Here is a 14,155-nt window from a genome sequence, read left to right as displayed (position 1 = left end):
TTCGAGTATCTTGTTCTCATTTTTCGTTTTAATAGTTAATGTTACTTGTCTAAAATCATTGATGTCTTTTGTAACAATATCCACATAATTAAAAAATAAAGGTAGCAGACAGATAACTGAAACAGAAGCAAATAATTAGTCACTTTTTCGAATTATTTCTTTAATTAATAAAGAATTAGTGGAAATATAATGTCTACATATACCCAATAGATTTCAAGATGCATCGCGACGGCAAGGGAGTGAATCCCCGGGAGCATAGATAACTATGTCATAGAGAACGATGTGACCGGGGTGAGTGAGTGCAGCCAACAAAGAGGCAACTTGAAAGATAACGGGTATACATCTATTCACCCAAGATACATGTCATCTTACCGATAAAAGAAGAGATCAAAAATGAAACCAGAAACTCTTGCTATCCACGGCGGATATTCCCCAGATCCAACCACTAAAGCCGTCGCTGTTCCTATCTATCAAACGACATCCTATGCGTTTGACGATACTCAACACGGCGCCGATCTGTTTGATTTAAAGATTGAGGGAAACATCTATTCCCGTATTATGAACCCAACCAATGATGTACTGGAAAAACGGGTTGCTCTACTTGAAGGAGGGATAGCCGCTTTAGCCGTTGCATCTGGTATGGCTGCCGTCACCTGTGCGATTCAATCCATTGCTAGCATCGGAGATAACATTGTATCTGTCGCTAAGTTATATGGCGGCACGCATAACTTGCTGGCTCACACATTGCCTCGGTTCGGTATTGAGACCCGATTTGCTGAACACGACGATATTGCCACATTAGAGTCACTGATTGATGATCGCACCAAAGCGGTATTTTGTGAGTCTATCGGTAACCCAGCGGGTAACATTGTCGATCTGAAAAAATTCGCAGAAGTTGCCCATCGTCATGGCGTTCCTTTAATCGTTGACAATACTGTCGCTACCCCTGTGCTTTGTCGCCCCTTTGAACATGGCGCTGATATCGTTATTCACTCTTTAACCAAGTATATGGGAGGGCATGGTACCTCTATTGGCGGCATCATTGTGGATTCCGGTAATTTCCCCTGGGAAAAACATCAGCAACGATTTGCTATATTGACTACCCCAGATCCGTCCTACCATAACGTCACCTATACTAAACAATTCGGCAAAGCTGCATTTATCGGGCATTGCCGTGTTGTACCACTACGTAACATGGGAGCTGCATTGTCTCCTTTTAATGCCTTCCTTATCCTGCAAGGATTGGAAACACTGGCATTAAGAATGGAGCGTCATACTGAAAATGCGCTAAAAGTTGCTCATTATCTGCAAGATCATCCTCAAGTTAGTTGGGTGAAATATGCCGGGCTGCCAAACCATCCAGAACATGAACTGGCTCAGCAGTATATGAATGGGAAACCATCAGCACTCCTTTCCTTTGGTATTAAAGGCGGACAAGAATCCGGCGCAAAATTTATTGACGCATTAAAGCTGATTGTGCGCCTGGTTAACATTGGTGATGCCAAATCACTCGCCTGCCACCCTGCGTCAACAACTCACAGCCAATTAAATGATGAGGAGTTAATTAAAGCCGGCGTATCACATGATATGATCCGTCTATCAATCGGCATTGAACATATTGATGATATTATTGCCGATCTTGCCCAAGCTCTGGATGCATCGAAGTAATTTAGAATAATCATATATACCTCAATAATTTGACCCCGTTTTAATAAACGGGGTTTTATTCATCCAATATTTACAGCACAACTCACAGAATGAGCCTCCAGAGCTGACCATTATTACCTAAATAACTAAAACGAAAAGCATAGGGTTAACAGATTAAATCGGTAACCCAATCGCCAATATTCGATAAAGTTACCTCTCCCTACCCCAGCAAAAAGATGAAATCAGTATCACTTATTTTTTGAAATTCATACAAGTCAAGGGGTCGAACGGAAACATGTAAACACGTTAATCATACAAGGAAAATATATGAAAGTTCAGTTAGCCTCTATGTTGTTATTAAGCTTATTATTCAGTGGATATGCTTCGGCACTCATCCCAGAGGGATTCAGCAGCACCCCATCATTCGAAGATAATTTCAATGGTACAATGCTCGACATCCAGAAGTGGGATTATCGTAGCTTGGGTGTCAGAAAAAATTGTATTAATACTCAATCAGCAGTTACTGTACAAAACGGGCATTTAACAATAAAAACCTATTCCAATAGCTCTTCTGGCAAGTTACAGAATTATTGCGGAATGATTTCGACACAAAAAAGTTTCTTGCAGGCATATGGTTATTGGGAAGCCGCTGTCAGATTTAATCGTGCAGAAGGTAATCAGGTCGCATTCTAGATACAATCACCAACAATAGGTAATGATCTGACAAATCCAGAAAAATCAGGCGTCGAAATTGATGTATTTGAACACTTAGCTGAAGCAACGCAGGAGCAATATAATCATGCTATTCACTGGAATGGTTATGGCAGTGCGTATAAGGGGTGGTCAAAAAAACTGTCTATGAGTCAGCTGGCTGATGGTGAATTCCATAAATTTGCCGTGGCATGGACACCGCATGGTTATACATTTTATGTTGATGATATTCCTCAAAATCTATCGGGTCTGGATCAAGTCCCAATCTCAATCGCCAACCAATATATTATTTTAAGTTCTGAAGTACCACGCAGTTATCCAACTCAGGGTTATGGCCCTATTAATGAAACCACTGCAACATTCGATGTTGATTATGTAAGAGTTTATCCGTATATCGGTAATAAGAAGTAATCATCTTTATTTGCCGGATTTTATTCCGGCAATACCCAAAGAAAAAACAAGTATTGGCGTCCAATCACTGGACGCCACTTTCTAATTAAAATGTTACATTCATTTTAGCCCACACCGTCCTGCCGGGTTCATTCACTGAGGTATTCGCTGAATAACCAAAGGTACTATTACCCGCAAGGTTAAGATGTTCGCTGTATTCTTTATCCAAAATATTGTCGATGCCCGCACTAACTTTGATATTTTTGTTAACCTTATAGGCAACGTTCGCAGAAAGCACGCCAAAACCTGGGCTGTTTTCAAAATCTTTACCAACAACGTTTCCTTGATTCACAGCAATCCGATGCTGACTGCTCACCAAACGCCATAAACCGGTACTACTCCAATCGCCACGTTCATAAGTCAATCCGAAACGAGCTTCCAGAGGTGGAATCTGAGGCATCGGCTTATTATCCGTGGTGTTTTCACCCCAGGAATAAGCAAGGCTGGCATCCGTTTTCCAATGTTCTGTCAGTTGATAACCAAAGCCCATCTCCCCCCCCATAATATTGGCATTGACATTATCAGCCTGACTGATGCGAGCATTATGAGGGCTATATCTAAATAAAATGAAATCATTTACACGCCCTAAGTAAGCGGATACCCAGCTATTAAAACGCTCATTGGTATATTGAGCACCAATATCAAGCTGGACGGTTTTTTCACTTTTTACCCCATCAAAAGCACTGGCACTGCCAGCCGGACCATATGTAGGCGAAAAGAGTTCCCAATAATCAGGAAAACGCTCGGTATAACCAACACCGGCATAAAACATCAGTGGTACATCAGCCAGAGTATGCTCTAAACGCACAAAACCACTTGGCAAGGTATCATTGCGTTCCTTCTCACTATTTCCAGCAAATCTTTTTACCAAAGTGCGATCAAGACGAGCACCCGTTATCAACTCACTCTGTTCTGTGGCATACCAGGTCAATTCACCAAACAAACCATAATTATGGAATTGAGCATCCTTTTGCCATGCGCCGCCAACTTTATTACGATGGGTATTGGTTTGAGTATCTGCACCGCCTTCCAGTTTGAAATCTTGCCATAGCCAGGTCCCCATAGCTCTTCCGCCCACGACACGGCGATCCAATTGCATCGACATACCGTGATTCATATTCATGTGCATGCCACACATATGCTTACAGGTCGAAGAAGACATACTCATGTTCGGAGAACGTAAGGTGATATTGTCCATAATATGGTTGGTATAGTTGTAATAAACCTGAGCTTCAACTTTATCAAAAACCTCACCAATGTTTGATTTCTCAAAACGCAGACCGAGACTTTCACGTTTGAATTGTGAGCCATCCATGCTACGTCCAGCATAGCGGGCTTCACCATCACCCTTCCCTGCGGTTAATTCAAGCAATGTATCTTTATCTGGAGTCCACCCTAACGCCAGATCACTATTCCATTTATCCCAGCGAGACGGGACACGATACCCACCGCCATCTTTGTAATCATCTGAACGGGATTTATTTCCCATTAAACGTAAATATCCCAATTCACTACCGATACTGGCATCAACATTGCCATCCCAACGACTATTTGAGCCAGCCAATCCACTGGCATTGACTTTTACCCCCGGCTTATTAAATCGGGGATGTTCACGTTCAAACCTTACAGTACCGGCTGAAGCACCCGGCCCCCACAACACGGATTGAGGTCCTTTAATCACCGTCAGCAAATCATAACTTTCCGGTGAAATATAAGATGAAGGTGCATCCATTCTGCCCGGACAAGCGCCCAGCATTTCTGCACCATCAGTTAAAATCTTAAGCCTTGAACCAAACATTCCCCGAAATACCGGGTCACCATTAGTCCCACCATTACGGATTTGTGAAAATCCGGGTATGGTTTTTAAATAGTCAGAACCGTCACTTGCAGGAACGGGCTGACGGGGAGTTTTTGGCGAAGTGACAATCGCCAAAGGAGAATATAAAGGGGCTGTTACAGTGATTACATCACCATCACTGGTTTTTGGGCCATTCTTATGCTCATGTGAATCTGATGTCGTTTCAGCCGTATATCCATTGAAAGCAGCTAGCAGAAAAAGCGGCATTGCCGAACTAATACAACGAGATAGTTTATTTTTTTTATGAGAAGAATTTCTTTCAAACATCATTTTTCCTTAAATACGAACCCACCCCTCGAAAAATCTCTCTCAAAAGTGGAATACGTCACAGAACCAAACCAAACAGTTTTTGGCATAAACAAGCTCTTCCTGATTTAACAATTAGCAGGACAAAGCATTTCGTTATGTTTAAATCAGTGAGATCAGATCTGTTCAGGCGGAGCGCGAGGTAACGAATCAGAAAAGATGAAATGCGGCAGAAAGGAAGCTACGGTTTGAATCGGTGGTGGCCGTGAAGTCAGCGAGGTTGACCAAAATAGCGGTGTATTCGCCAAATCCAGCATAGGTACATGGATCAGAAAAACGCAGTATCCACAGGCAATATCCTCCAACATCGACATACCACCACCGGCATGCATACTCATCTGCATTCCATCATGATGGTTAGTACCGGAAGAAACGTCAGAATGGGATATATTCCGGGGCATATCATCGTTAGATGACATCACCATATGGCAATCGACCACTTTCGATGAATGAGCCTCACCAATGCGCGCATGTTCCAGTGACCGGGAAATCACTGGCGCAATGAACAACATCAGTATCGCGAATATACCGAGCCAAGCTGGCAGGCGGTACCGCGATGGGTAAAATTGGATCAGTGACAAACTAAGCCTATTCTTGTAGAGAACACATTCAGGGACGGGATTGTACGTATTTAACAACCAAATGTTAAAACACTTTATGCAGGAATGTCGCTTTGGCAGCAAAATTTGATGCTTTTCTCAGGTTAGCGAGATGGATTATGTTCATTAACTCGACCAAAAATATCGAAAATCCAGCCTGCCGCAATAACTGCATTCTTAGCAAGATAAATGTAACGATAAAAACCAACGGTACCTAGCGTGAAACTCATTGCTCGTTCTTCACTATTTAGGAAACCATTGTGAGAAGTTAGCCGCATAATTCCTAAATAAATGACAACAATACCCACAATCTAAGTGAATTCCAAATGAACACCGAACAAAATCACAGAGATTAACGTCACGAGCAAAGGCATTGCCCCATGCGTAATAAAGGTAGATTTGATTCAGTATGTCTACACAATTCTGTTTCCATATTGACCCTTATATATAATCCATAGACCTTCATATTACAGCCGCATTTTTTTTATCCTCAACAAAAAATACTCATTAGAAAAGCCTTAAGTTATGCAACTTTTTACGGTTGTGAACATCAGAAAAAACGCAGACTTGCGTTTTCTATGGCTGAAATACAACACACGATAAAACGGAATAAGAGAACCGGTCCCCAACCGATATTTTTTGCTCGATTAATTAGGAATAGTCTTAAAAATAAACTCATTGATATTATTTTGTGATTTAGGTAACATTTTTTGACATGAACAGATGTTCACCACAAGACGAACAATATCTGATTAATTTTTTATACTTAATTATTTAATTCTGATAGTTTTTCACTGGAAAGGAAAAAACACAAAAAATTTACCTTTATAACCACCAATGAAAACAGAATATTACACTGCATTATTGCTGAAAGACAGTACAGGTTAAATTATCAGTCTCCGAATGGAGCTAACACGACGAATACTAGTTATCAATCCTTGCATCTTTTTTTAGGGGCATATCTGAGGGAAGTTTTGCTAAGAACTTTACTCGCTCCATTACTTAAACTTAAAACTCTGGAGAAAATTGTGACTTTATGTACCAAAACAGTTCCCAAAATTTGGGGCATCATTACTAAACAATTAAACATAAGCAACCATATATTCAAAATGTCGGCCTGGAAAAATCATTGCGAATCTGCGTTAAATGATGTTTTAGTTTATGCTCTGCATTCTTGCAGATTCTTACTCCACCATTTGAGTGTGACTTGCCGAAATATTTTATTGATCCCAATTCTTCTCTGCGAGTTATTATTGGCAACCCCATCATTCGCACAAACAGAGATACCGTTAACAACATCAGATATTCGAACTTCTATCGGTCCTGTGGTTAAGGGGGGGGTATACAACTATGCGCCTTCCGTGATGTTGGACGGGGTATATCGGATGTGGTGGTGTGGTTCCGATCCCACTCATCCCGGTGACCATATTTTCTATGCCGAATCTTCATCTCTTGATGGCCCTTTCCGTGCCCGTGGGGGTAAAAATGCTTACCAGATTGTTTTTTCTCCCGACAAGGCAGTGAACGCATTCGATAAAGTCCATACTTGCGATCCCTCTGTCATACGAGTTAATGGTACATATTATATGTATTACGGTGGATGGGACAGTATTCGCACTGAAATCGGAGGCATAACAAAAATTGGCCTCGCAACAAGTACTGACGGAATTAACTGGACACGTGCAAACAATGGTAATCCGATAATCTTACCCGCTAACAAGAAGCTAGATGGAAATCCTTACGGAGCAGGGCAACCCTCCGTATCCTATCTCAATGGTATGTTTTACCTTATGTACACCGATACAACCGGAGCAAATTCCCTAGATAAAATTTACGGCGGCGGTGGACAATATATCTTAAGATCTCCCGATCCAACCTTTCAAAGTGAAGTGGAAGAACTTACTCCGAATGGATTCGTCACAAAAACGGAAGAGAATCACACCGAATACCGTCAAAACTATTGGGTAAGCGTCGATATGCAGTTTTCTGATGCACTCAATGCATGGATCGTAGCTCACAATGATGGCTCCAGACTATCTTTGAGCTTTTATCCGCCAGACTTCTCTACGAAAATTTACAACGATGTCCAATTAAGCACCGCCACTGTAGAAGGTCCCGGTATTGTATCAAGACCGGATAAGCACTCAGTTGTCTCAAGTACCGGACAGTGCAGTACACTGCCAATTGATGTTATCAATGCGACTGCGCGTAATTTCCCTCGTAGGTCGCCTACAAACTTGGCACATATTGGTATCGACATCAGTGCTGGAATGAGCTGTAAAAGTATGCTTCCCAGTCAGGTTGCGAATATCTACGAAGGCTATGGAATTAAAGCAGTCGGCTTACCTTTAACATTTGTTGTATCAGGAACGCGTTTTCAAGCTGATTCCATTCGACCAATTCAGTTCTTAACTAAGAACTTCGTCGAAGTCACGCCTGAGATTTTCCATGCCATTCCATATGGCGCTTCATTAAAAATCGGTGCTCCTGCTATTGGCACAGCTGGACAACCAGCCTCATTTCTTCTTAATTCGGCTAAATGGCCGGTGAATGGATTAAAGATAATCAGAGATAATAAATCATCTATTAAGATGGTACCGTCAGCTGAATACGATTCCTATCCAACAAAACATCCACTCTACTTGGTGCAATAACCATTTCACTAACCGAATCAAGCATAGCAACACCTTGATATGCTGATTTTCTATACTACATCATGGTCGTAGACGCGATATCGGAACGTTCACGACCATGTACTGGCAGGATGAATTTCGGGATGAAATTTTCAAACTATCCGCAAACCAATAACGAAAAATTTAGTCTTAAATCGTTTGGCCCCATAAGCATAGGCAATCCATTTCCACAATCAAACTTATTAAACTTTTCTCTTGGATTAGAGCTACAATCTGTCAGCAAAAAACAACTTCTCGAATAACTTCCAGTGAAGCTGGGTTTTCAACCAGAGAAAGATCACCCGGTTCACGCCCTTCACATATTGCCTGCATGGTTCGACGCAGCATTTTTCCTGAACGGGTCTTAGGCAACTGAGACACGAAATATACTCGTTCCGGGCGACCCACATTGCCAATTTGTTTATTTACCAAACCCATCAAGACCTTTTCCAAAGAGGCAAAATGCTCAGCATTCTGGATTTCACTTCCATCCTTAAGAACAGCAAAAGCAATGGCAACTTGCCCCTTGACAGCATCCTTAATGCCAATAACAGCCACTTCAGCAACATCTTCATGACTGGCAAGACACTCTTCTATCTCCCGCGTTCCCAAGCGGTGTCCCGCAACGTTAATCACATCATCCGAACGTCCCAAAATAAAGTAATAGCCGTCACTATCACGGATACCCCAATCGAATGTGGAATAAACCGGATGATCGAAGTGGCACCAATAAGTATTGATAAAACGAGTATCATCACCATAAATAGTTTGAATACAACCCGGCGGCAAAGGCCCCTCAACAACCAGCATACCCTTTTCGTTATCACCGCACTCTTTGCCGGTTAATTCATTAATAAGCTTGACATGAAAACCATACATCGGGAAACCCGTACTACCAAATCGGCTCGGTCTGTCATCCAAACTGCGTGCAATCGCCATAATCGGCCAGCCTGTCTCAGTCTGCCAGTAATTATCAATAACAGGGATGTTGATAGCCTCAGCTATCCAACGGACAGTATGTTCATCAAGCGGTTCTCCCGCCAAATACAATGACTTAAGTGATGAAATATCATATTGTTCAATATATTCAACTGGATATTTTTTCAATACACGAATAGCCGTAGGTGCTGAAAACATCCGGGTTACCTGATACTTTTCCACTATTTTCCACCAAATGCCCGCATCCGGCTGTATCGGCAGCCCTTCATACATGATCGTCGCCATTCCCGCGATCAAAGGAGCATAGGCAATATAAGAATGCCCTACAACCCAGCCAATATCTGACGTACAGAAAAACACTTCACCGGCTTTACCACCAAAAATAACATCCATGGATGTCACTAATGCGACAGCATAACCTCCAACATCACGCTGCACACCCTTTGGGGTGCCCGTCGTACCAGAGGTATAGAGCACACAAGAGGTCTCATTGGATTCAAGCCAAGCCACAGGCACATCAGCATTAAGGTATTGCTGCCGCAATGTAGTAAAATCGATATCTCTTTCAGGCACCCAAGCCATTTCAGCCAGTCCACGATTAACCATCAGTACATGGCGCGGTTTGTAGTTCGCCAGTTCGATAGCTTCATCTAACAACGGTTTGTAGGGAATGATTTTTCCACCACGAGATCCCCCATCAGCAGACACCACCAGCACAGGCTCGGCATTATCCAGCCGTGTGGCAAGACTATGGGAAGCAAAACCACCGAAGACAACCGAGTGAATAGCACCGATACGAGCACAGGCAAGCAAAACAAACAGCGCTTCAGCAATCATCGGCATATAAACCAAAACCCTGTCGCCTTTTTTAACGCCCTAGGAGAGCATCATAGCGGCAGTTCTGTTCACTTCTTGATGCAGTTCCCTGAACGTGAATACTCTCTCACTATTCGTTTCGGTTGAAATTGTGATGAGCGCTTTAGCATCAGGCTGGCTTTCCAGCCAGCGATCCAGCGCGTTGTAACACAGGTTGGTCTTTCCTCCACAAAACCAACGGGCAAATGGAGGGTTATTATGATCTAAAACCTGCTCAAAAGGGTGTTGCCAGAAAATACGTTGAGCCTGTTCAGCCCAAAAAGCATTCGGCTCATTAATGGATTGCTGATAAAAAGCTTTGAATGACATAGTCTCTCCTAGTGCTGCGTAAATGATAGGGCAGCACTCTGGGAGAGCAGCCTCTGGTAGCGTTTCAGATCATATAATGTATAAATCGAGGTATTCGTTTACAGGCATGTTTTCCAGCAATGCACGATCAAGGGAGACAGACAGAATTCTCCTCTGCTGGGTTTCAGGGAACTGGCGTGCCAGGTTGGTTTTGAATTTTTGCAGCAATAACGGCATACCTTCTTCGCGACGACGAGCATGGCCGATAGGGAATTCAACCTTGACTTCATTAAGCTGGCTACCATCTGCTAACGTAACCGTTAATGCGTTGGCAATAGAGCGTTTTTCTGGATCGTGATAATCACAGGTAAAATCAGGGTCTTCAACACACACTATTTTTTCCCGCAGTGCATCAATACGGGGATCTGCCGCAACGCTATCTTCATAATCCGCAGCGGTGAGGCGGCCAAAAATCAAAGGCACTGCAACCATATATTGAATACAGTGGTCTCTGTCAGCTGGATTACTTAATGGGCCTTGCTTATCGATAATCTGAATACAAGCCTCATGGGTACGAATAGTGATTTTTGCAATGTCATCAATGGTCTTACCGGCGTCTTTCAATTGCTGATGCAGACTCATTGCGGCTTCCACAGCAGTTTGTGCATGAAACTCTGCCGGGAAAGCGATCTTGAACAGCACATTTTCCATCACATAAGCGCCATATGGACGCTGGAATTTAAAAGGCTGACCATTGAACAGGACATCATAAAATCCCCATGTTTTTGCAGTTAATACCGAGGGATAGCCCATTTCACCCTTTTGCGCCATCAGAGCTAAACGAACCGCACGAGACGTCGCATCACCCGCTGCCCAAGATTTACGTGAACCCGTATTGGGAGCATGACGGTAAGTTCTCAGCGCCTGCCCATCAACCCAAGCTAGCGATACTACACTTAGGATCTCTTCCCGATTCAACCCCAGCATTTCAGCAACGACGGCGGTTGAAGCCACTTTTACCAAAACAACGTGATCCAGCCCAACTTTATTAAACGCATTCTCTAGTGCAAGGCATCCCTGGATCTCATGTGCTTTGATCATTCCGATCAAAACATCTTTGATCGTGAGAGGCTTTTTCCCTCCCGCGACGGCATTCCTTGATAACCAGTCAGCCACTGCCAATATACCACCGAGATTGTCGGATGGATGTCCCCATTCCGCCGCAAGCCATGTGTCATTAAAATCTAACCACCGGATCATCGTACCAATGTTAAATGCCGCCTGTACGGGATCAAGCTGAAACTGAGTTCCCGGTACACGTACACCATTGGGCACAACCGTACCCGGCACAATCGGCCCCAGTAGTTTCTTACAGGCCGGATATTCTAGTGCCTCTAGCCCACAGCCTAACGTATCAAGAAAACAGTAATAGGCCGTTTCATGTGCGACGGATGATGTGATGGGGTATTCCATAACATAATCCACAATATCCACAATAACTTGATCATATTCAGGGCGGTTATGTGTAACAGAGGTAGACATAATAATTCCTTGTTAAAAAAACATTAATGCAGGAAACCCTACACCAGAAATAACGTTATCCACGTTCATCAATTGGCATAAATACCCGATTTTCTGGTCCGGTATAGTTGGCCGAAGGCCGAATAATTTTATTATCAATACGCTGTTCAATGATGTGAGCAGCCCATCCCGCTGTACGAGCAATCACAAATAGCGGTGTAAACATCGCAGTTGGCACCCCCATCATGTGATAGGAAACCGCAGAGAACCAATCAAGATTTGGGAACATTTTTTTATTAGCCCACATCACCGATTCCAGTCGGTCCGCAATATCAAACATTTTGGTTGTTCCAGACTGTTTGGAGAGTTTCAAAGCCAAATCTTTGATCACTTCGTGACGGGGATCTGAGACGGTGTAAACCGGATGACCAAAACCAATAATGACCTCTTTTCTTTCCAAACGCGCCAAGATATCTATCTCTGCTTCGTCAGGATTTTCATAACGCTGTTGAATTTCAAGAGAGACTTCATTTGCTCCACCGTGTTTTGGTCCTCGTAATGCGCCAATCGCCCCGATGATGGCGGAGTAAATATCCGTGCCAGTTCCTGCGATAACCCGACTAGTAAATGTTGAGGCATTAAACTCATGTTCTGCATAAAGGATCAGAGATGTATGCATAGTTTTTTCCCATGATTCACTGGGTTTTTTACCGTGCAGAAGGTGAAGAAAATGCCCACCTATCGACTCATCATCGGTTTCTACCTCAATGCGGCGTCCGTTATGACTATAGTGATACCAGTAGAGCAACATGGAACCGAGAGAGGCCAGCAGTCTGTCAGCAATATCACGCGCACCGGCAAGATTACGGTCGTCTTTCTCAGGTAATGTGCAACCAAGAACGGAAGCTCCAGTACGCATGACATCCATAGGATGAGCAGCAGCAGGCAATGTCTCCAGTGCTGCTTTAACGCTACCCGGCAAGCCTCGCAATGCTTTTAATTTCGTTTTATAAGCGGTCAGTTCAGCGCGAGAAGGTAGTTTTTCATGGATCAACAGGTAGGCAACTTCCTCAAATTCACACTGGGTTGCAAGATCAAGAATATCGTAACCCCGGTAGTGCAAATCATTACCGGTTTTTCCAACTGTACAAAGTGCTGTGTTACCCGCACTGATTCCTGAAAGGGCAACAGATTTTTTAGGCTTGAATGTGGTTGACTCAGTCATCGTCTTCTGTTCGCTCATGGGATCACCTCTACTGTTTTATGCCACATAAAATGATGAAATTGGGTGGAACTGTTTCGTCATTGAGATTTTTTCTGGGAGAAAAGCACATCCAGTTTTTGTTCAAAATCGTAGTAATTGATGCTTTCGTACAGCTCGTTGCGAGTTTGCATCATGCTGATCACATTCTTCTGTGTCCCTTCGCGGCGAAGTGTGGTGTAAACCTGCTCGGCGGCCTTATTCATTGCCCGGAAAGCAGAAAGCGGGTAAAGCGCAATGGAGACATCCACACTTTTCAACTCTTCAATAGTGAAAAGTGGAGTCGCCCCAAATTCGGTAATATTAGCCAGCACTGGAACCCCGGTTGTTGACGCAAATGCTTTATACATGTGCAATTCAGTGATAGCCTCCGGAAACAGCATATCCGCCCCCGCTTCAATATAGGCTTTAGCCCTGTCAAGCGCCGTTTCTAAACCTTCAACAGCTAAAGCATCCGTGCGAGCCATAATGACGAAATTCTTATCAGTACGAGCATCAACGGCGGCTTTAATGCGATCAACCATTTCCCCTTTAGACACAATCTCTTTATTCGGACGATGGCCGCAGCGCTTCGCGCCGACCTGATCCTCAATATGTAACCCCGCAGCACCAGCTTTAATCATTGAACGCACTGTGCGGGCCACATTAAAGGCAGAAGAGCCAAAACCGATATCGGCATCCACCAGCAATGGCAAATCGCATACATCCGTGATACGGCGAATATCTATCAGTACATCATCCAATGTTGAAATTCCCAGATCAGGCATGCCCAATGAACCCGCCGCTACACCACCACCAGAGAGATAAATGGCTTTATAACCCGCTCGTTTTGCCAACAATGCATGGTTAGCATTGATAGTACCAACAACCTGTAATGGAGATTCAGTTTCTATAGCCTGACGAAATGCCAAACCAGCAGAAGAAAGCGCCATACATAACCTTATTGTTATTAAAATGAAATTTATTTGTTATAAAGCAATGTATGTGCCAATCAGAGTAAAAGATGATTAGCAAACTCAAAAATAAA

At 43.3% G+C, this 14,155-nt stretch carries 10 protein-coding genes and 1 pseudogene; 4 read left to right on the top strand and 7 right to left on the bottom strand.

Translation table 11 applies throughout. The features are described from left to right. Nucleotides 1-393 precede the first annotated feature (393 nt). The 3 genes from C5469_RS13540 to C5469_RS24260 all read left to right on the top strand — a co-directional run bounded on the left by C5469_RS13540 (nt 394) and on the right by C5469_RS24260 (nt 2,769). Nucleotides 394-1,668, top strand: coding sequence for a bifunctional O-acetylhomoserine aminocarboxypropyltransferase/cysteine synthase (locus C5469_RS13540; protein ID WP_166307547.1), 1,275 nt, complete (start codon nt 394-396; stop codon nt 1,666-1,668). Between the two features lie 306 nt (nt 1,669-1,974). Next, nucleotides 1,975-2,340, top strand: coding sequence for a LamG domain-containing protein (locus C5469_RS24265; RefSeq protein WP_166307544.1), 366 nt, complete (start codon nt 1,975-1,977; stop codon nt 2,338-2,340). Continuing rightward, nucleotides 2,341-2,769, top strand: a complete 429-nt coding sequence (locus tag C5469_RS24260) for a family 16 glycosylhydrolase (RefSeq protein WP_166307769.1) — start codon at nt 2,341-2,343, stop codon at nt 2,767-2,769. Between the two features lie 85 nt (nt 2,770-2,854). On the opposite strand, the gene C5469_RS13525 is transcribed toward C5469_RS24260, so the two are convergent. From C5469_RS13525 to C5469_RS13515, 3 genes are all read right to left on the bottom strand, one after another. Beyond that, nucleotides 2,855-4,936 carry a TonB-dependent copper receptor gene (locus C5469_RS13525; protein ID WP_207629028.1) on the bottom strand — a complete coding sequence of 694 codons (2,082 nt, stop codon included), beginning with the start codon at nt 4,934-4,936 and terminating at the stop codon, nt 2,855-2,857. A 152-nt stretch (nt 4,937-5,088) separates the two neighbouring features. Beyond that, nucleotides 5,089-5,553: a DUF2946 domain-containing protein gene (locus C5469_RS13520; protein WP_166307538.1), complete on the bottom strand. Its 465-nt coding sequence runs from the start codon at nt 5,551-5,553 to the stop codon at nt 5,089-5,091. A 122-nt stretch (nt 5,554-5,675) separates the two neighbouring features. Beyond that, nucleotides 5,676-5,879 carry a hypothetical protein gene (locus C5469_RS13515; RefSeq protein ID WP_036770790.1) on the bottom strand — a complete coding sequence of 68 codons (204 nt, stop codon included), beginning with the start codon at nt 5,877-5,879 and terminating at the stop codon, nt 5,676-5,678. A gap of 720 nt (nt 5,880-6,599) precedes the next feature. Here C5469_RS13515 and C5469_RS13510 point away from each other — a divergent pair. After that, a complete protein-coding gene (locus C5469_RS13510) occupies nt 6,600-8,225 on the top strand; it encodes a glycoside hydrolase family protein (protein WP_166307535.1) in 1,626 nt (541 codons plus the stop codon). 255 nt (nt 8,226-8,480) lie between these two features. Here the strand turns inward: C5469_RS13510 and C5469_RS13505 are convergent. The 4 genes and pseudogenes from C5469_RS13505 to prpB form a co-directional block, all read right to left on the bottom strand. Beyond that, a pseudogene (locus C5469_RS13505) lies at nt 8,481-10,367 on the bottom strand (propionate--CoA ligase). A 69-nt stretch (nt 10,368-10,436) separates the two neighbouring features. After that, nucleotides 10,437-11,888: a bifunctional 2-methylcitrate dehydratase/aconitate hydratase gene (locus C5469_RS13500; protein ID WP_166307532.1), complete on the bottom strand. Its 1,452-nt coding sequence runs from the start codon at nt 11,886-11,888 to the stop codon at nt 10,437-10,439. A gap of 55 nt (nt 11,889-11,943) precedes the next feature. Next, nucleotides 11,944-13,110 carry a bifunctional 2-methylcitrate synthase/citrate synthase gene (gene prpC / locus C5469_RS13495; RefSeq protein WP_166307529.1) on the bottom strand — a complete coding sequence of 389 codons (1,167 nt, stop codon included), beginning with the start codon at nt 13,108-13,110 and terminating at the stop codon, nt 11,944-11,946. A 59-nt stretch (nt 13,111-13,169) separates the two neighbouring features. Continuing rightward, nucleotides 13,170-14,060: a methylisocitrate lyase gene (gene prpB / locus C5469_RS13490; protein ID WP_166307526.1), complete on the bottom strand. Its 891-nt coding sequence runs from the start codon at nt 14,058-14,060 to the stop codon at nt 13,170-13,172. Nucleotides 14,061-14,155: the final 95 nt, after the last annotated feature.

Origin of the sequence: Photorhabdus cinerea (genome assembly GCF_011189575.1) — a bacterium.
In the GTDB taxonomy this organism is placed as follows: domain Bacteria; phylum Pseudomonadota; class Gammaproteobacteria; order Enterobacterales; family Enterobacteriaceae; genus Photorhabdus; species Photorhabdus cinerea.
The sequence above is the reverse complement of the archived record's forward strand: the minus strand, read 5'-3'. Positions and strand labels throughout refer to the sequence as shown.

Excerpts from the sequence above, each read along its gene's own strand:
- C5469_RS13540 (WP_166307547.1), top strand. The coding sequence starts at position 394 with ATGAAACCAGAAACTCTTGCTATCCACGGCGGATATTCCCCAGATCCA.
- C5469_RS24265 (WP_166307544.1), top strand. The coding sequence starts at position 1,975 with ATGAAAGTTCAGTTAGCCTCTATGTTGTTATTAAGCTTATTATTCAGT.
- C5469_RS13525 (WP_207629028.1), bottom strand. The coding sequence starts at position 4,936 with ATGATGTTTGAAAGAAATTCTTCTCATAAAAAAAATAAACTATCTCGT.
- C5469_RS13500 (WP_166307532.1), bottom strand. The coding sequence starts at position 11,888 with ATGTCTACCTCTGTTACACATAACCGCCCTGAATATGATCAAGTTATT.
- prpC (WP_166307529.1), bottom strand. The coding sequence starts at position 13,110 with ATGAGCGAACAGAAGACGATGACTGAGTCAACCACATTCAAGCCTAAA.
- prpB (WP_166307526.1), bottom strand. The coding sequence starts at position 14,060 with ATGGCGCTTTCTTCTGCTGGTTTGGCATTTCGTCAGGCTATAGAAACT.